This is a genomic window from Klebsiella sp. 141198 (assembly GCF_050600785.1).
GTDB lineage: Bacteria > Pseudomonadota > Gammaproteobacteria > Enterobacterales > Enterobacteriaceae > Klebsiella > Klebsiella aerogenes.
This window is the reverse complement of sequence record NZ_JAQIRM010000008.1, coordinates 1-13,820: the sequence shown is the minus strand read 5'-3', so window position 1 is coordinate 13,820 and position 13,820 is coordinate 1. Positions and strand designations below refer to the sequence as shown.

Annotated in this window: 12 protein-coding genes and 1 rRNA gene; 6 read left to right on the top strand and 7 right to left on the bottom strand. The window is 52.8% G+C overall.

Annotated elements, in window-relative coordinates; translation table 11 throughout:
- Positions 1-163: 163 nt before the first annotated feature.
- Together glnL and glnG are read left to right on the top strand one after the other, a co-directional pair.
- Entirely contained in the window at positions 164-1,213 is a 1,050-nt protein-coding gene (gene glnL / locus PGR10_RS23050) for a nitrogen regulation protein NR(II) (protein ID WP_015368972.1), read from the top strand.
- A gap of 8 nt (positions 1,214-1,221) precedes the next feature.
- Positions 1,222-2,631: a nitrogen regulation protein NR(I) gene (gene glnG, locus PGR10_RS23045; RefSeq protein ID WP_087858753.1), complete on the top strand. Its 1,410-nt coding sequence runs from the start codon at positions 1,222-1,224 to the stop codon at positions 2,629-2,631.
- Positions 2,632-2,685: 54 nt separating this feature from the next.
- On the opposite strand, the gene hemN is transcribed toward glnG, so the two are convergent.
- Positions 2,686-4,059, bottom strand: a complete 1,374-nt coding sequence (gene hemN, locus PGR10_RS23040; RefSeq protein WP_430924176.1) for an oxygen-independent coproporphyrinogen III oxidase — start codon at positions 4,057-4,059, stop codon at positions 2,686-2,688.
- Positions 4,060-4,247: 188 nt separating this feature from the next.
- Positions 4,248-4,754: a Der GTPase-activating protein YihI gene (yihI, locus tag PGR10_RS23035; protein WP_113374883.1), complete on the bottom strand. Its 507-nt coding sequence runs from the start codon at positions 4,752-4,754 to the stop codon at positions 4,248-4,250.
- Between the two features lie 581 nt (positions 4,755-5,335).
- Here yihI and yihA point away from each other — a divergent pair.
- The gene (gene yihA, locus PGR10_RS23030; RefSeq protein WP_430924174.1) at positions 5,336-5,968 is read left to right on the top strand and encodes a ribosome biogenesis GTP-binding protein YihA/YsxC; all 633 of its coding nucleotides are present in this window, start codon (positions 5,336-5,338) and stop codon (positions 5,966-5,968) included.
- 347 nt (positions 5,969-6,315) lie between these two features.
- On the opposite strand, the gene polA is transcribed toward yihA, so the two are convergent.
- The gene (gene polA / locus PGR10_RS23025) at positions 6,316-9,096 is read right to left on the bottom strand and encodes a DNA polymerase I (protein ID WP_087858756.1); all 2,781 of its coding nucleotides are present in this window, start codon (positions 9,094-9,096) and stop codon (positions 6,316-6,318) included.
- Positions 9,097-9,492: 396 nt separating this feature from the next.
- Here polA and PGR10_RS23020 point away from each other — a divergent pair, with 396 nt between their 5' ends.
- Positions 9,493-10,395, top strand: coding sequence for an acyltransferase (locus PGR10_RS23020; protein WP_411325992.1), 903 nt, complete (start codon positions 9,493-9,495; stop codon positions 10,393-10,395).
- A gap of 44 nt (positions 10,396-10,439) precedes the next feature.
- Here PGR10_RS23020 and dsbA read toward each other — a convergent pair whose 3' ends face one another.
- From dsbA to PGR10_RS23005, 3 genes are all read right to left on the bottom strand, one after another.
- Positions 10,440-11,063: a thiol:disulfide interchange protein DsbA gene (gene dsbA, locus PGR10_RS23015; protein WP_015368980.1), complete on the bottom strand. Its 624-nt coding sequence runs from the start codon at positions 11,061-11,063 to the stop codon at positions 10,440-10,442.
- Between the two features lie 26 nt (positions 11,064-11,089).
- Positions 11,090-12,076 (bottom strand): serine/threonine protein kinase, encoded by a 987-nt coding sequence (locus PGR10_RS23010; protein ID WP_411325991.1) that lies wholly within the window; start codon positions 12,074-12,076, stop codon positions 11,090-11,092.
- A 75-nt stretch (positions 12,077-12,151) separates the two neighbouring features.
- The gene (locus tag PGR10_RS23005; RefSeq protein ID WP_015368982.1) at positions 12,152-12,421 is read right to left on the bottom strand and encodes a YihD family protein; all 270 of its coding nucleotides are present in this window, start codon (positions 12,419-12,421) and stop codon (positions 12,152-12,154) included.
- 71 nt (positions 12,422-12,492) lie between these two features.
- Between PGR10_RS23005 and mobA the strand changes: the two genes are divergently transcribed.
- Both mobA and mobB read left to right on the top strand, forming a co-directional pair.
- On the top strand, positions 12,493-13,074 hold the full coding sequence (gene mobA, locus PGR10_RS23000) for a molybdenum cofactor guanylyltransferase MobA (RefSeq protein ID WP_430924173.1): 582 nt from the start codon (positions 12,493-12,495) through the stop codon (positions 13,072-13,074).
- A complete protein-coding gene (mobB, locus tag PGR10_RS22995; protein WP_411325990.1) occupies positions 13,071-13,577 on the top strand; it encodes a molybdopterin-guanine dinucleotide biosynthesis protein MobB in 507 nt (168 codons plus the stop codon). Before mobA ends, mobB begins: the two co-directional genes overlap by 4 nt.
- A gap of 154 nt (positions 13,578-13,731) precedes the next feature.
- Here mobB and rrf read toward each other — a convergent pair.
- Positions 13,732-13,820 (bottom strand): 5S ribosomal RNA (gene rrf, locus PGR10_RS22990); the annotation flags it as partial.

The window sequence follows — 13,820 nt, the reverse complement described above, 5'->3', positions numbered from 1 at the left end:
CGTGTTGTGGCACGGGACACCAGGGATGTTTTGTTGCCGTGGAAACTTTCAGCCCATCTCAGGATGGGCTTTTTTCACCAGCAACACGCTGATCTCTCGCGCTTTTTACCAATAAAAAGCTATACTGCACTAAAATAGTGCAACCATTTCAGGAGACTGTCAGATGGCAACAGGCACACAGCCCGATGCTGGGCAGATCCTCAACTCGCTGATCCACAGCATTTTATTAGTCGATGACGACCTCGCGGTGCATTATGCCAACCCGGCTGCCCAGCAGTTACTGGCGCAAAGTTCGCGTAAATTATTCGGTACACCGCTGCCAGAATTGCTGAGCTACTTTTCGTTAAACATTGGCCTGATGCAGGAGAGCCTGCAGGCGGGTCAGGGCTTCACGGATAATGAAGTGACGCTGGTGATTGACGGCCGCTCGCACATTCTCTCCCTCACCGCTCAGCGCCTGCCTGAAGGCTATATCCTGCTTGAGATGTCGCCGATGGATAATCAGCGACGTTTGAGCCAGGAACAGCTGCAGCATGCTCAGCAGGTGGCGGCGCGCGATTTAGTGCGCGGTCTGGCGCATGAGATTAAAAACCCGCTCGGCGGCCTGCGCGGCGCGGCACAGCTATTGAGTAAAGCGCTACCGGATCCCGCGCTGATGGAATATACCCAGGTGATTATTGAACAGGCAGACAGGTTACGTAACCTGGTCGATCGCCTGCTGGGGCCGCAGCATCCCGGTATGCACATCACAGAAAGCATTCATAAAGTCGCGGAGCGCGTGGTGGCGCTGGTCTCCATGGAGTTGCCGGATAACGTCAAACTGATCCGTGATTACGACCCGAGCCTGCCTGAGCTGGCCCACGACCCGGAACAAATCGAGCAAGTGTTGCTGAATATCGTGCGCAACGCGCTGCAGGCCCTGGGGCCCGAAGGCGGCGAAATCATCCTGCGCACCCGTACCGCCTTTCAGCTCACGCTCCACGGCGTACGTTACCGTCTGGCGGCGCGTATCGACGTGGAAGATAACGGGCCCGGTATCCCGCCCCATCTGCAGGATACGCTGTTTTACCCCATGGTTAGCGGCCGCGAAGGCGGCACCGGTCTTGGGCTTTCCATCGCCCGCAGTCTTATCGATCAGCACTCCGGCAAAATTGAATTTACCAGTTGGCCTGGCCATACCGAGTTCTCGGTATACCTGCCTATTCGGAAATAGAGGTGTTTATGCAACGAGGGATAGCCTGGGTAGTCGATGACGATAGCTCCATCCGTTGGGTGCTTGAACGCGCACTCACCGGAGCGGGTTTAAGCTGCACCACGTTTGAGAGCGGCAATGAGGTGCTTGATGCCCTCACTACCAAAACGCCGGACGTTTTACTTTCCGACATTCGCATGCCTGGGATGGACGGCCTGGCGCTGTTAAAGCAGATTAAACAACGCCATCCGATGCTTCCGGTCATCATTATGACCGCGCACTCGGATCTCGATGCCGCCGTCAGCGCCTATCAGCAGGGGGCCTTTGATTACCTGCCGAAACCTTTTGATATTGATGAGGCTGTAGCGCTGGTTGACCGTGCGATTAGCCATTATCAGGAGCAGCAGCAGCCGCGTAATACGCCGGTCAGCAGCCCGACGGCCGATATTATTGGCGAAGCGCCGGCGATGCAGGATGTGTTTCGCATCATTGGCCGCCTGTCACGCTCCTCAATCAGCGTACTGATCAACGGCGAATCAGGTACCGGTAAAGAGCTGGTCGCCCACGCGCTGCATCGCCACAGTCCACGCGCCAAATCGCCGTTTATCGCCCTTAACATGGCGGCCATTCCGAAAGATTTGATTGAATCGGAACTGTTCGGCCATGAAAAAGGGGCTTTTACCGGCGCCAATACCGTCCGTCAGGGGCGTTTTGAGCAGGCCGATGGCGGTACGCTATTCCTTGATGAAATTGGCGATATGCCGCTGGATGTTCAGACGCGACTGCTGCGCGTGCTGGCTGACGGCCAATTTTATCGCGTTGGCGGCTATGCGCCGGTGAAAGTCGATGTGCGGATTATTGCCGCGACTCACCAGAACCTTGAGCTACGCGTGCAGGAAGGAAAGTTCCGTGAAGATTTGTTCCATCGCCTGAACGTGATTCGCGTGCATTTGCCGCCGCTGCGCGAACGCCGGGAAGATATTCCGCGCCTGGCGCGCCACTTCCTGCAGATTGCCGCCCGTGAACTGGGCGTCGAAGCCAAGCAATTGCATCCGGAAACGGAAGCGGCGCTGACGCGACTGGCCTGGCCCGGTAACGTGCGACAGCTGGAGAACACCTGTCGCTGGCTAACGGTGATGGCAGCAGGCCAGGAGGTACTGACCCAGGATCTGCCGTCCGAGCTGTTCGAAACGTCGATTCCCGATAGCCCAACGCAGCTCCAACCGGATAGCTGGGCAACGCTGCTGGGGCAATGGGCCGACCGCGCCCTGCGTTCCGGTCATCAAAACCTGCTATCAGAAGCGCAGCCGGAGATGGAGCGTGCATTGCTCACCACCGCGCTACGTCATACGCAAGGGCATAAGCAGGAAGCCGCTCGTCTGCTGGGCTGGGGGCGAAATACGTTAACGCGGAAGCTAAAAGAGCTGGGAATGGAATAACACCGGACTCAGCGGTGAAATGAACGCCCGGTGAGCTGGCTCACCGGGATTCGCTTAAATAACGCGAGAGAACTGCTGCAGGCGCGCTTTCTGCCGCAGATAGGCATCGAAGCACATACAGATATTACGAATCAACAGACGGCCTTTTGCCGTAACCTGTATTCCTTTTTCATCCACATCCACCAGCCCGTCTTTCGCCAGCGGCGCCAGCAATTTCATATCTTCGGCAAAGTAATCGTTGAAGATAAGATCCCACTGCGTTTCAACCGCCGAGAACTCAAGACGGAAGTTGCAAATCAGGGCCTTAATGATATCCCGGCGGATACAATCATCGCGGGTTAACGCAATACCCCGCCACAGCGCGGTGCCGCTTTCATCGACCTGCTGATAATACTGTTTCAGCTCTTTCTGGTTCTGCGCATAGCAGTCGCCAATCATACTGATCGCCGACACGCCCATTCCGAGCAGGTCGGTATCGCCCTGGGTGGTGTACCCCTGGAAGTTGCGGTGCAGCACGCCTTCACGCTGGGCAATTGCGAGTTCATCGTCCGGCCGGGCAAAGTGATCCATACCGATAAACTGATAGCCAGCGTCGGTAAGCGAAGCGATGGTTTCCTGCAGGATATCCAGTTTCTGCTCTGCGCTCGGTAAATCCGCGTCTTTAATTTTGCGCTGCGCAGCGAATAGCATGGGCAGATGCGCGTAGTTAAATACGCTCAGACGGTCCGGATTGAGTTCAGCGACTTTCTGCAGCGTGAAGGCAAAGCTTTCCGGCGTTTGCTTCGGCAGACCGTAAATCAAATCGATGTTGGTCGATGTGAAGCCAATCTCACGCGCATGACGCAGCAGCGCAAAGATGAATTCTTCATCTTGTTCACGGTTCACCAGGCGCTGTACTTCTTTATTGAAATCCTGCACCCCCATGCTCAAACGGTTGAACCCTGCGGATCGTAAATGATCCAGTACATCCAGTTCGATTTCACGCGGATCGACTTCGATGGAGATTTCCGCATCGGCGTTAAAGCTGAAGTGGCCACGCAGCAGATTCATCAAGCGGCTGATTTGCGCTTTGTTGAGATAGGTCGGCGTACCGCCGCCCCAGTGCAGTTGGCTGACCTGACGGCCGGCAAAAAGTGGCGCGCGGTGAATAATTTCCTGCTCAAGGACATCAAGATACTGGTCAGCCTTATGCTGCTGACGGGTGACAATCTTATTACAGCCGCAAAAATAGCAGAGCTTATGGCAGAACGGGATATGGACGTACAGCGACAGCGGGCGCTGCGGGTAACGGGCGACGGCGGCGGCAAAATCAGCAGCGCCGAACGCCGGAGAAAACTCCAGCGCGGTGGGATACGAGGTATATCGCGGCCCGGAATAGTTATATTTCTGGATAAGGGCCAGATCCCAGTCGATTAACTGCTCAGACATGCTCACTCCTTCCGATGATGCCGCCGACGGGTACGCCGTGCCGGCCCAACCACACCTCGGGTCATGAGCCGGTTGCGCAGCCATTTTTGACGCCGCGACAACCGTCTTAGTTTAACGAATAACCACAGCAGATAACATATAACCAGAAGGGTTATAAGCAGGACCGGGAATCCGATGGGATGCAAACGTTAGTTTCCACCCTTCAGCAGACGCATCATATCTTCCTGACGCTCTTCTTCTTCCTCGTCCTCGTCGTCATCATAGGAGAGGCCAAGCTGCTGCATCAGCGCGTCAATACGATCCAGTTTAGCATCGACCCAGGCCTGCTCTTCAGCATTCAGGGTACCGCCCTCTTCCAGACGTTCCAGCAGCGCGTCCAGGCGCTCATCATTCTCCAGCAAATCCAGCTCAGCCTGCGGTGAAAGCATAGGTTTCTCGCTCTTTGGTTTGTGCTGCTTAACGGCCGGGGTGCTTTCAGTCACGCCCAGCGGGATCGGTTTTTTGCTGCCAATGCGTGGGTCCAGCTGCTGGCTGCGGCCTTTGCCTGCTGAAGCAGCATCGCCGCCGCTGGCGCGGCTGCCTGCGGCATGGCCGCGGTGTTTTTTCTGACGTTTACGGTCGCGTGCTTCCTGGTTCAACTCTTCACGCGACTTACCACGTGCTTTACCGCGCGATGCGGATGCCGGTTTTTTCATGATGTGTGATCTTCAGACAGTTTTCTTCAGTATAGAATTGAGGCGGAATCTAGCAGAAAGCAAGCAAAGAAAAAAGGCGACAGATTAATCTGTCGCCTTTTTCCGCACTCACAACCCTTAACGGGTTTCCACTTTCCATGTCAGCTATCGACTTACCCTGTCTTTCCCTTAGCTTCCAACGGTCCTTGTTCTGTCCCTTTCCCTTTTAAAACGTCTCCAGACGTTTGTCATCCTGACAATCCTGGTCTTCGCCTCCTGGCGCTCCTGACCCCTCGTCCTGAGTCGTAATCCTCCGGCATCCTCGCCTTTGCCCACTACTTTACCGCTTTGCCGAAAATCGACAACCACCTGTAGGATGAAAAGCCAGCTTAAGGATATAGAATTTCCTGTAACAGTATGATTTAACGATAATCAATGAATTTGGCGTCAGGTTTTTCTCACAAATTTCGTATAGTCCTTATGGACAATGTCTCACAAACCGCATGGTTTTTACTTACAACGCCGATGTGCGGTAAAAACAGTCTTTTTCTGCCTTTCAGGTATAATCCCCGCCATAGCCTGATTTTACGGAGACGACAGTCTTGACCAACTGGAATTATCAACAGACGCATTTTGTCACGAGCGCGCCTGATATCCGCCATCTTCCATCCGATACCGGAATTGAAGTGGCATTCGCTGGCCGCTCAAATGCGGGCAAATCCAGCGCCCTTAATACGCTGACTAACCAGAAAAGCCTGGCGCGTACGTCAAAAACGCCGGGTCGTACCCAGCTTATCAACCTGTTTGAAGTCGCAGAAGGTAAACGCCTGGTCGACTTGCCGGGGTATGGCTATGCGCAGGTGCCGGAAGAGATGAAAATCAAATGGCAGAAGGCGCTGGGTGAGTATCTTGAAAAACGTCTGTGCCTGAAAGGCCTGGTGGTATTGATGGATATCCGTCATCCGCTGAAAGATCTCGATCAGCAAATGATCGAATGGGCGGTAGAAAGCGATATTCAGGTGCTGGTCCTGCTAACCAAAGCCGACAAGCTCGCCAGCGGCGCGCGTAAAGCGCAGGTCAATATGGTGCGTGAAGCGGTACTGGCCTTCAATGGCGATATCCAGGTTGAGCCTTTCTCTTCGCTGAAAAAAACTGGCGTGGATAAATTGCGTCAGAAGCTGGATAGCTGGTTTAACGACATCCCGCCGCAAGAAGCCGCCGAAGACGTAGAGTAACCCCCGCTTTTTCCGGATAATGGCGCCCAGCGCCCTATCCGGACGTTCATTTTACGCTGTTGTCAGCGCGTAAAACTTTTCTTTCGCGCAATAAAAAACGCCCCGGTCATAAATGACCGGGGCGGCTAAAATATTCAGCCAAATCCGATTACGTGAAGTAAAAGGTCTGAAAGATAGAACATCTTACCTCTGTACCCTACGCGAATAACTTTACTCTTCTTTCGGTTATGGATAAAGCACTTTTTGTAGTTTTTTTTCACTATTTACATAATAAATTCAAATGACCATCACAAAAATCTATAAGTTATGTTGCTAACTTACAAAAAAGAGCCTTACAGATTGCCCACTTAGTGCGCTTGATCCCAGTTTTCACCGCTACCGACTTCCACCAATAACGGCACTGCAAGCGTGGTGCTGTTTTCCATTAACTCATGTACCTTCTTCGATACGCTATCCAGATCGTCTTTGTGCACTTCAAACACCAGTTCATCGTGTACCTGCATGATCATCCGCACGCGCGGTTTTTCGCTCAGCAGCCAGTCATCAACGGCGATCATTGCCCGTTTAATAATATCCGCCGCCGTTCCCTGCATCGGAGCGTTAATCGCTGCACGTTCCGCGCCCGCGCGGCGCGCGCCATTGCTGGATTTGATATCCGGCAGATACAGACGACGCCCTTCCAGCGTTTCGACATAACCCTGCTCTTTCGCCTGCGCGCGGGTACGTTCCATGTAGTCCAGTACGCCCGGGTAGCGTTCGAAATAGAGATCCATATACTTCTGCGCTTCTTTACGCGGGATATTCAGCTGACGCGCCAGACCAAATGCGCTCATGCCGTAAATCAGGCCAAAGTTAATCGCCTTCGCGCTGCGGCGCTGTTCATTACTGACGCTTTCCAGCGGTAAGCCAAACACCTCTGCCGCGGTGGCACGGTGAATATCCTTACCTTCAGCAAAAGCCTTCAGCAGCCCTTCATCACGCGACAGATGCGCCATGATGCGCAGCTCAATCTGCGAATAGTCGGCAGACACAATCAGGTAATCCTCAGGCGCGATAAACGCCTGACGAATACGGCGACCTTCGTCATTACGCACCGGAATGTTCTGCAGATTAGGATCGGTCGAAGAGAGACGCCCGGTCGCCGTCACCGCCTGATGGTACGAAGTATGAACGCGGCCGGTTTTCGGGTTAATCATCAGCGGCAGCTTATCGGTATAGGTCGATTTAAGCTTCGCCAGCCCACGATACTCGAGGATCACCTTCGGCAGCGGGTAATCCAGCGCCAGTTCCTCCAGCACCTCTTCAGAAGTCGACGGCGCGCCGCCAGGCGTTTTCTTCAGCGGCTTGATGCCCTGCTTTTCAAACAAGATGGTTTGCAACTGTTTGGTAGAAGAGAGGTTGAACTCCTCACCGGCAATTTCATGGGCGCGTTGTTCCAGCTCAACCAGCCGCTTAGCGATCTCCTGCGAATGCGCATGTAGCACCGCCGGATCGATCTTCACGCCGTTGCGCTCAACCCGCGACAGCACCGGCACCAGCGGCATCTCGATATTTTTAAAGATATTCAGCGGGCCTTCATGCTGCTGTAGTTGCGGCCACATCTTCAGATGCAGTTGTAGCGTCACGTCAGCATCTTCCGCGGCGTAACGCCCTGCCTCTTCCAGCGCAATCTGATTAAAGGTGAGCTGATTTTTCCCCTTACCGGCAATCTCTTCAAAGGTGATGGTTTTGTGTTTCAACCAGCGATCGGACAGGCTATCCATATCATGTCGGCCCGCGACGCTGTCGAGGGTGTAGGATTCCAGCATGGTGTCGAAGGCAATACCACGCAGTTCAATGTCGTAGTTGGCCAGGATGCCGCGATCGTACTTCAGGTTTTGCCCTACTTTTAGCACCTTGTCATCTTCCAGCAGCGGCTTGAGCAGCTCCAGCACGCGTTCACGTGGGATCTGGTCCGGCGCGTCGAGATAATCATGGGCTACCGGCACATAAGCCGCAACGCCAGGCTCAATCGCGAATGACAGGCCAACCAGATTGGCGGAAATGTTATCGAGGCTATCCGTTTCGGTATCAAAAGCAAATAGCGGCGCTTTCTTCAATCTGGCAATCCATTCGACCAGCGTCGCTTCATCCAGGATTGTCACATAATGCTCAGCAGAGAGCGTCGCGGCGACCTCTTCTTCCACAATCACCGCGGCTTCAGCTGGTTTCGCCGCTGGTTTAGCGCCTTTCCCCTGTAGCCATTTACCGGATTCGACATCGGTGATCCAACGTTTGAATTCATATTGCTTAAAGAGCGCCAGCAGTTCATCAGCCGCCGGCTGCGCAACTAACAGCTCTTCGCAACCCAGATCCAGCTCCACATCGGTTTTTATTGTGGCGAGTTGATAAGAGAGGTAGGCCACCTCTTTGTTCTGCTCCAGCTTCGCCGCCATCGTTTTCGCGCCGCGGAAGGTCAGCCCGGCGATTTTTTCTGGTTCCGCATAGAGCGTATCCAGACCACCCAATCCCTGCAGTAGCGCCTGCGCCGTTTTTTCCCCAACGCCCGGAACGCCAGGTATGTTATCTGAGGAGTCGCCCATCAGCGCGAGGAAATCAATAATCAGTTCCGGCGGTACGCCGTACTTATTCACGACCTCTTCCGGGCCGAGGATAGTGTTGGTCATGGTGTTGATTAAGGTAATGCCCGGCGTCACCAGTTGCGCCATATCTTTGTCACCGGTGCTAATCAGTACCGGACGGCCCACTTTTTCCGCCTCGCGGGCCAGCGTGCCGATAACGTCATCCGCTTCAACGCCAGGCACCGCCATCAGCGGCAGCCCCATCGCCTTCACCATCTTGTGCAGCGGTTCGATCTGTGCGCGTAGATCGTCCGGCATCGGCGGACGATGTGATTTGTAGTGCTCAAACAATTCGTCACGGAAAGTTTTCCCTTTGGCATCAAATACCACGACGGCATGCGTCGGCTGATACTGCAGGATCAGGCTACGCAGCATATTCAGCACGCCGTACATTGCGCCGGTAGGCTCCCCTGCGCTATTGGTTAGCGGCGGGAAGGCGTGGTAAGCCCGGTATAGGTAAGAGGAGCCGTCGACGAGGATGAGAGGGTTTTCTGGGATCTGAACCATAATTTCCGTGCCTGTTTATCAGATTATGGGTAAAGGATGCCACAGACGGGCATGAAATCCTGAATTTTTCCCGCATTTAGCCGAAAAGATTCATCGCAGAGGTGAATCGCTGCACAATATTATCTGTGGATAACTTTGTGCATAGTTTTATCGCCTCAGCCAAAAAAGCCTAAACCATGTGACAAAGAATCTTATAAATCATTATATATCAATGTATTAAATATACATCTAAGTCTATATATGCTTCATGATGACTCAATGTTCCATGTGGATATAAGATTCGCATTTTTTTCTGTTCTGGTAAGACCCGTTATTTGCCGCGTTTTCTGGTAAAATCAGCCCCTTGCGCGGTTTAAGAACGTTCTTTGCCGGCCTAACTTTCTGAATAAACTAACTATGTCGAGATTACTCGCTGCGATAACACTCCCGCTGAGTATCGCCCTTACCATCTTAGTCACCATTATCTGTTCCGTGCCGATTATCATCGCCGGGCTGATTAAACTGCTGGTACCTATCCCGGCGGTTTGGCGTTCTATTTCTGTTTTTTGCAATTTCATGATGTATTGCTGGTGCGAAGGACTGGCGCTGCTGCTGCATCTCAACCCATGGTTGAAATGGGATGTTCAGGGGCTGGAAGGGCTGAATAAAAAGAACTGGTATCTACTTATCAGCAACCATCACAGCTGGGCGGACATCGTGGTGCTCTGCGTTCTGTTTCGCAAGCATATCCCGATGAATAAATACTTCCTCAAGCAGCAGTTGGCCTGGGTACCCTTTATCGGCCTGGCCTGCTGGGCGCTTGATATGCCTTTTATGCGCCGCTATTCGCGCGGCTACTTACTGCGCCACCCGGAACGCCGCGGTAAAGACGTCGAAACGACTCGCCGCTCATGTGAAAAATTCCGTTCTCATCCGACAACCATCGTCAATTTCGTTGAAGGTTCAAGGTTTACCGTAGAAAAGAAGCGCGAGACGCGCTCGCCTTACCACAACCTATTGCCGCCTAAAGCTGCGGGCATTGCGATGGCATTAAACGTCCTCGGCGCACAGTTCGATAAGCTACTGAACGTTACGCTGTGCTATCCGGACAATAATGCCAGGCCGTTTTACGATATGTTAAGCGGTCGCCTGACGCGCATCGTGGTACGTATTAATCTGGTGCCGATTGGCGAGGAACTACACGGTGATTACGTCAATGATAAAAACTTTAAGCGCGGTTTCCAGCGCTGGCTGAATGGGCTTTGGGAAGAAAAAGATCGTCAGCTCACTGACATTATGCAGGGTAACGAAAAGTCGTGACTATAGAGTCGATAAAAAAAGCCGGTCAGTGACCGGCATTTTTTTTATTTCTTTTCAACCAGTTGTTTCACAGTATCTGCGTACTGGGAGACAAACGCGTCCATATTGCTGGTATCCATACCCTGCGGGTTCAGCTGGTATTTACCATTAACAAACATCGCCGGAACGCCCTGCAGCTGTAAATCGGCTGCGGCTTTCTCTTGTTGGGCGACCAGAGACTTCACCACAAAGCTGTTCCATGCCGCGTCGTAATCTTCACCTTTCACGCCCGCATCAACGAAGACTTTACGGATGTCGGCAGTGGACTGCACGGTTTGGGTTTTCTGTACCGCTTCAAACATCGGCGCGGTTACTTTATCTTCAACGCCCAGCGCGATCGCCACAGCCCACGCCTGGGTCAGGTCTTTACCCAACGGGCCCAGGAATTCAACGTGATACTTGGTCATTTTGGTGCCTTCCGGCAGTTTCTGACGTACGTTGTCGGAAACGTGCAGCACTTCTTCAAACTGATAGCAGTGCGGGCAGTAGAATGAGAAGAACTCAAGGACCTGAGGTTCGCCTGCAACCGGCTTATCAAGGGTGGTGTACTGCTTGCCGTCGGTGATCTGGGCAGCGGATGCACTGAAAGCCAGAATCATACCAGCCAGCGCCAGCCAAATTTTTTTCATGATTATTTCTCTCCTGATATATCACATTAATACATTGGCGTTAACTGAAGAGGGGGTTCCTGCAGAACCTTCACCTGCTCAAGAAATGTTGCAGTCTGCCCGCGCCAATAATCTTCCCCGGTTAACCATGGGAAATTTATAGGGAAAGCAGGATCGTCCCAACGCCTGAGCAGCCACGCCAGATAATAAACTAAACGCATGGCGCGTAAAGGTTCGATGAGAGCGATTTCGTCCGTATTGAACGGACTGAATTCTTCATAGGCCTCAATGATGGTCTCCAGCTGCATGCGCTGTTCGGCTTTATCGCCATTCAGCAGCATCCAGAGATCCTGTACTGCCGGGCCGGTGCGGGCATCATCTAAATCAACAAACAGCGGACCATCGCGCCACAGGATATTGCCGGCGTGGCAGTCGCCATGCAGACGAAGCGTATCCGCACGCCCGTGCCACCGTGCCCTGACAGCATCGATGAGTTTATCAGCCGCACTCAGGAAATCAGCCTTCAGGCCAGATGGAATAAGCGTCGCCTGTTCGAATACCTGACGTGGTTCCAACAGATATTCTTGTACGCCAATCTCCGGGCGCGCATTAAAACGCTGCTTACGACCGGTCTGGTGCAGGCGGCCAAGATAGCGCCCGACCCATTCTATTTGGTCAAGATTATCCGCTTCGAACTGGCGGCCGCCGAGGCTTGGGAAGACGGCAAAGAAGAATCCTTGATGTTGATGTAGCGTGCTGTCGTTAAATAAGAGCGGCGCGGCAACGGGCACTTCATCTTCTACGAGTTGAAGCGCAAACTGGTGTTCTTCGAGGATCTGTTCTGCAGACCAGCGTTCAGGACGATAGAACTTCACCACATAGCGGCGGCGGTCTTCGTCCTGAAACTGGTAAACACGGTTCTCATAGCTATTAAGCGGAGTCAGACCGGAGTCGACCCGCATTCCCAGATCGAATAATCCATCAATGATGGTATCCGGGTGAAGCGTCTGAAAAGTAAAAGCGTTATCGTGCATCCTGACATCCGATAATCGTACGAATGCTTCAGGATATCATCTCGTAGCCGGTTTCGCGGCAGCACTTACAACCTTTTACTCTTTAATAACACCGCGCGCGCGTAACAGTGCGGTTTTAAAATCCTCTTCATAATCTTTCTGAATACCCGGGATGACGGCCTCTTTCGATGAATCACGCATCTTCAGGTGATAAATCAGAATATCATCAGAAAGATCGGCTAGTTCACCTTTATAACCTGCTTCCGCCGCCAGTTTCTGCAAGAATTGCATCAGGTTCAGTTCAGGTTCTTTTTGCCAGGCTGGCTGGAGAAGTTCAATTACTTCATTCAGGCGTTTACATTTCATAGTCATGCTCCTTACTCTTGATAGGGACAAGTTAACAGGGTCAATCCCACAATGAAAGAGGCGATATTAATATGCAAAGCGAGGCAATAACCGGTGTCGTGCTGGCGGGTGGAAGAGCTACGCGCATGGGCGGTGTTGATAAGGGATTGCAGTTGCTGAATGGTCGTCCTCTCTGGCGTCACGTTGCGGATTCATTAGAGCCGCAGGTAGGCAGATTAGTGATTAGCGCTAATCGCAATCTAGAGTATTGGCATACCAGCGGATATGCCGTTTATCGCGATACCCAAGCTGATTTTCCAGGCCCACTGGCCGGAATGCTTGCCGTTATGCAGCAGGTAGATAGCCCATGGTTTGTATTTTGCCCCTGCGACACGCCGTTCATCCCCTCTTTTCTGGTCGAGCGTTTGGTAAAACAGAAAGCTTCAGCGCCGGTGGTTTGGGTACACGATGGCGAGCGCGATCATCCCGCCGTTGCATTAGTCCACCGACGAATTATTCCGGAGCTGGAGACTTATCTGGCTCATGGAGAACGCCGGGTGATGGTCTTTATGCGTCAAGTGGGCGGGCACCCGGTGAATTTCAGCGATGTGAAATCAGCATTCATCAATGTGAATACGCTGGATGATTTGCAGCAGATGCAGGAGCCATCATGATCCCATTACTGGCGATCGCCGCATGGAGCGGTACCGGGAAAACAACACTATTAAAACGCCTCATCCCTGCACTCTGCGCCAAAGGATTACGCCCGGGGCTGATTAAGCACACTCATCATGATATGGATGTCGATAAGCCAGGCAAGGATAGTTACGAATTGCGCAAAGCTGGCGCTTCGCAAACTATTGTCGCAAGCGCGCAGCGTTGGGCGCTGATGACAGAAACCCCTGATAAACCCGAATTAGATCTTCAATGGCTGGTAAGCAGAATGGATCCGGAAAAGTTGGATTTCGTTTTGGTGGAGGGTTTTAAGCATGAACCTGTACCGAAGATCCTGCTTTTCCGGCAAAACAGCGGACATCGTGTAGAAGAGTTAGTGATTGATGAACATACGATAGCAGTGGCCAGCGATGTGCCCATCGCGACGTCACTTCCGCTGTTGGATTTAAATAATATTCCACAGATCGCGACGTTTATTGCGAGTTGGTTAAAGAGGCAATAGCGGTGATATAGGTGGGATTTTCCCGGAGGCGGTGCTGCGCACCTTTTCCGGGCTACGCGGTCTGTAGCCCCGGTAAGCGCAGCGCCACCGGGGGGATAGACGCCACACAGCAAAAAACCCCGCACCTTCCGGTACGGGGTTCTTCTTGTTTGATGCCTGGCAGTTCCCTACTCTCACATGGGGAGACCCCACACTACCATCGGCGCTACGGCGTTTCACTTCTGAGTTCGGCATGGGGTCAGG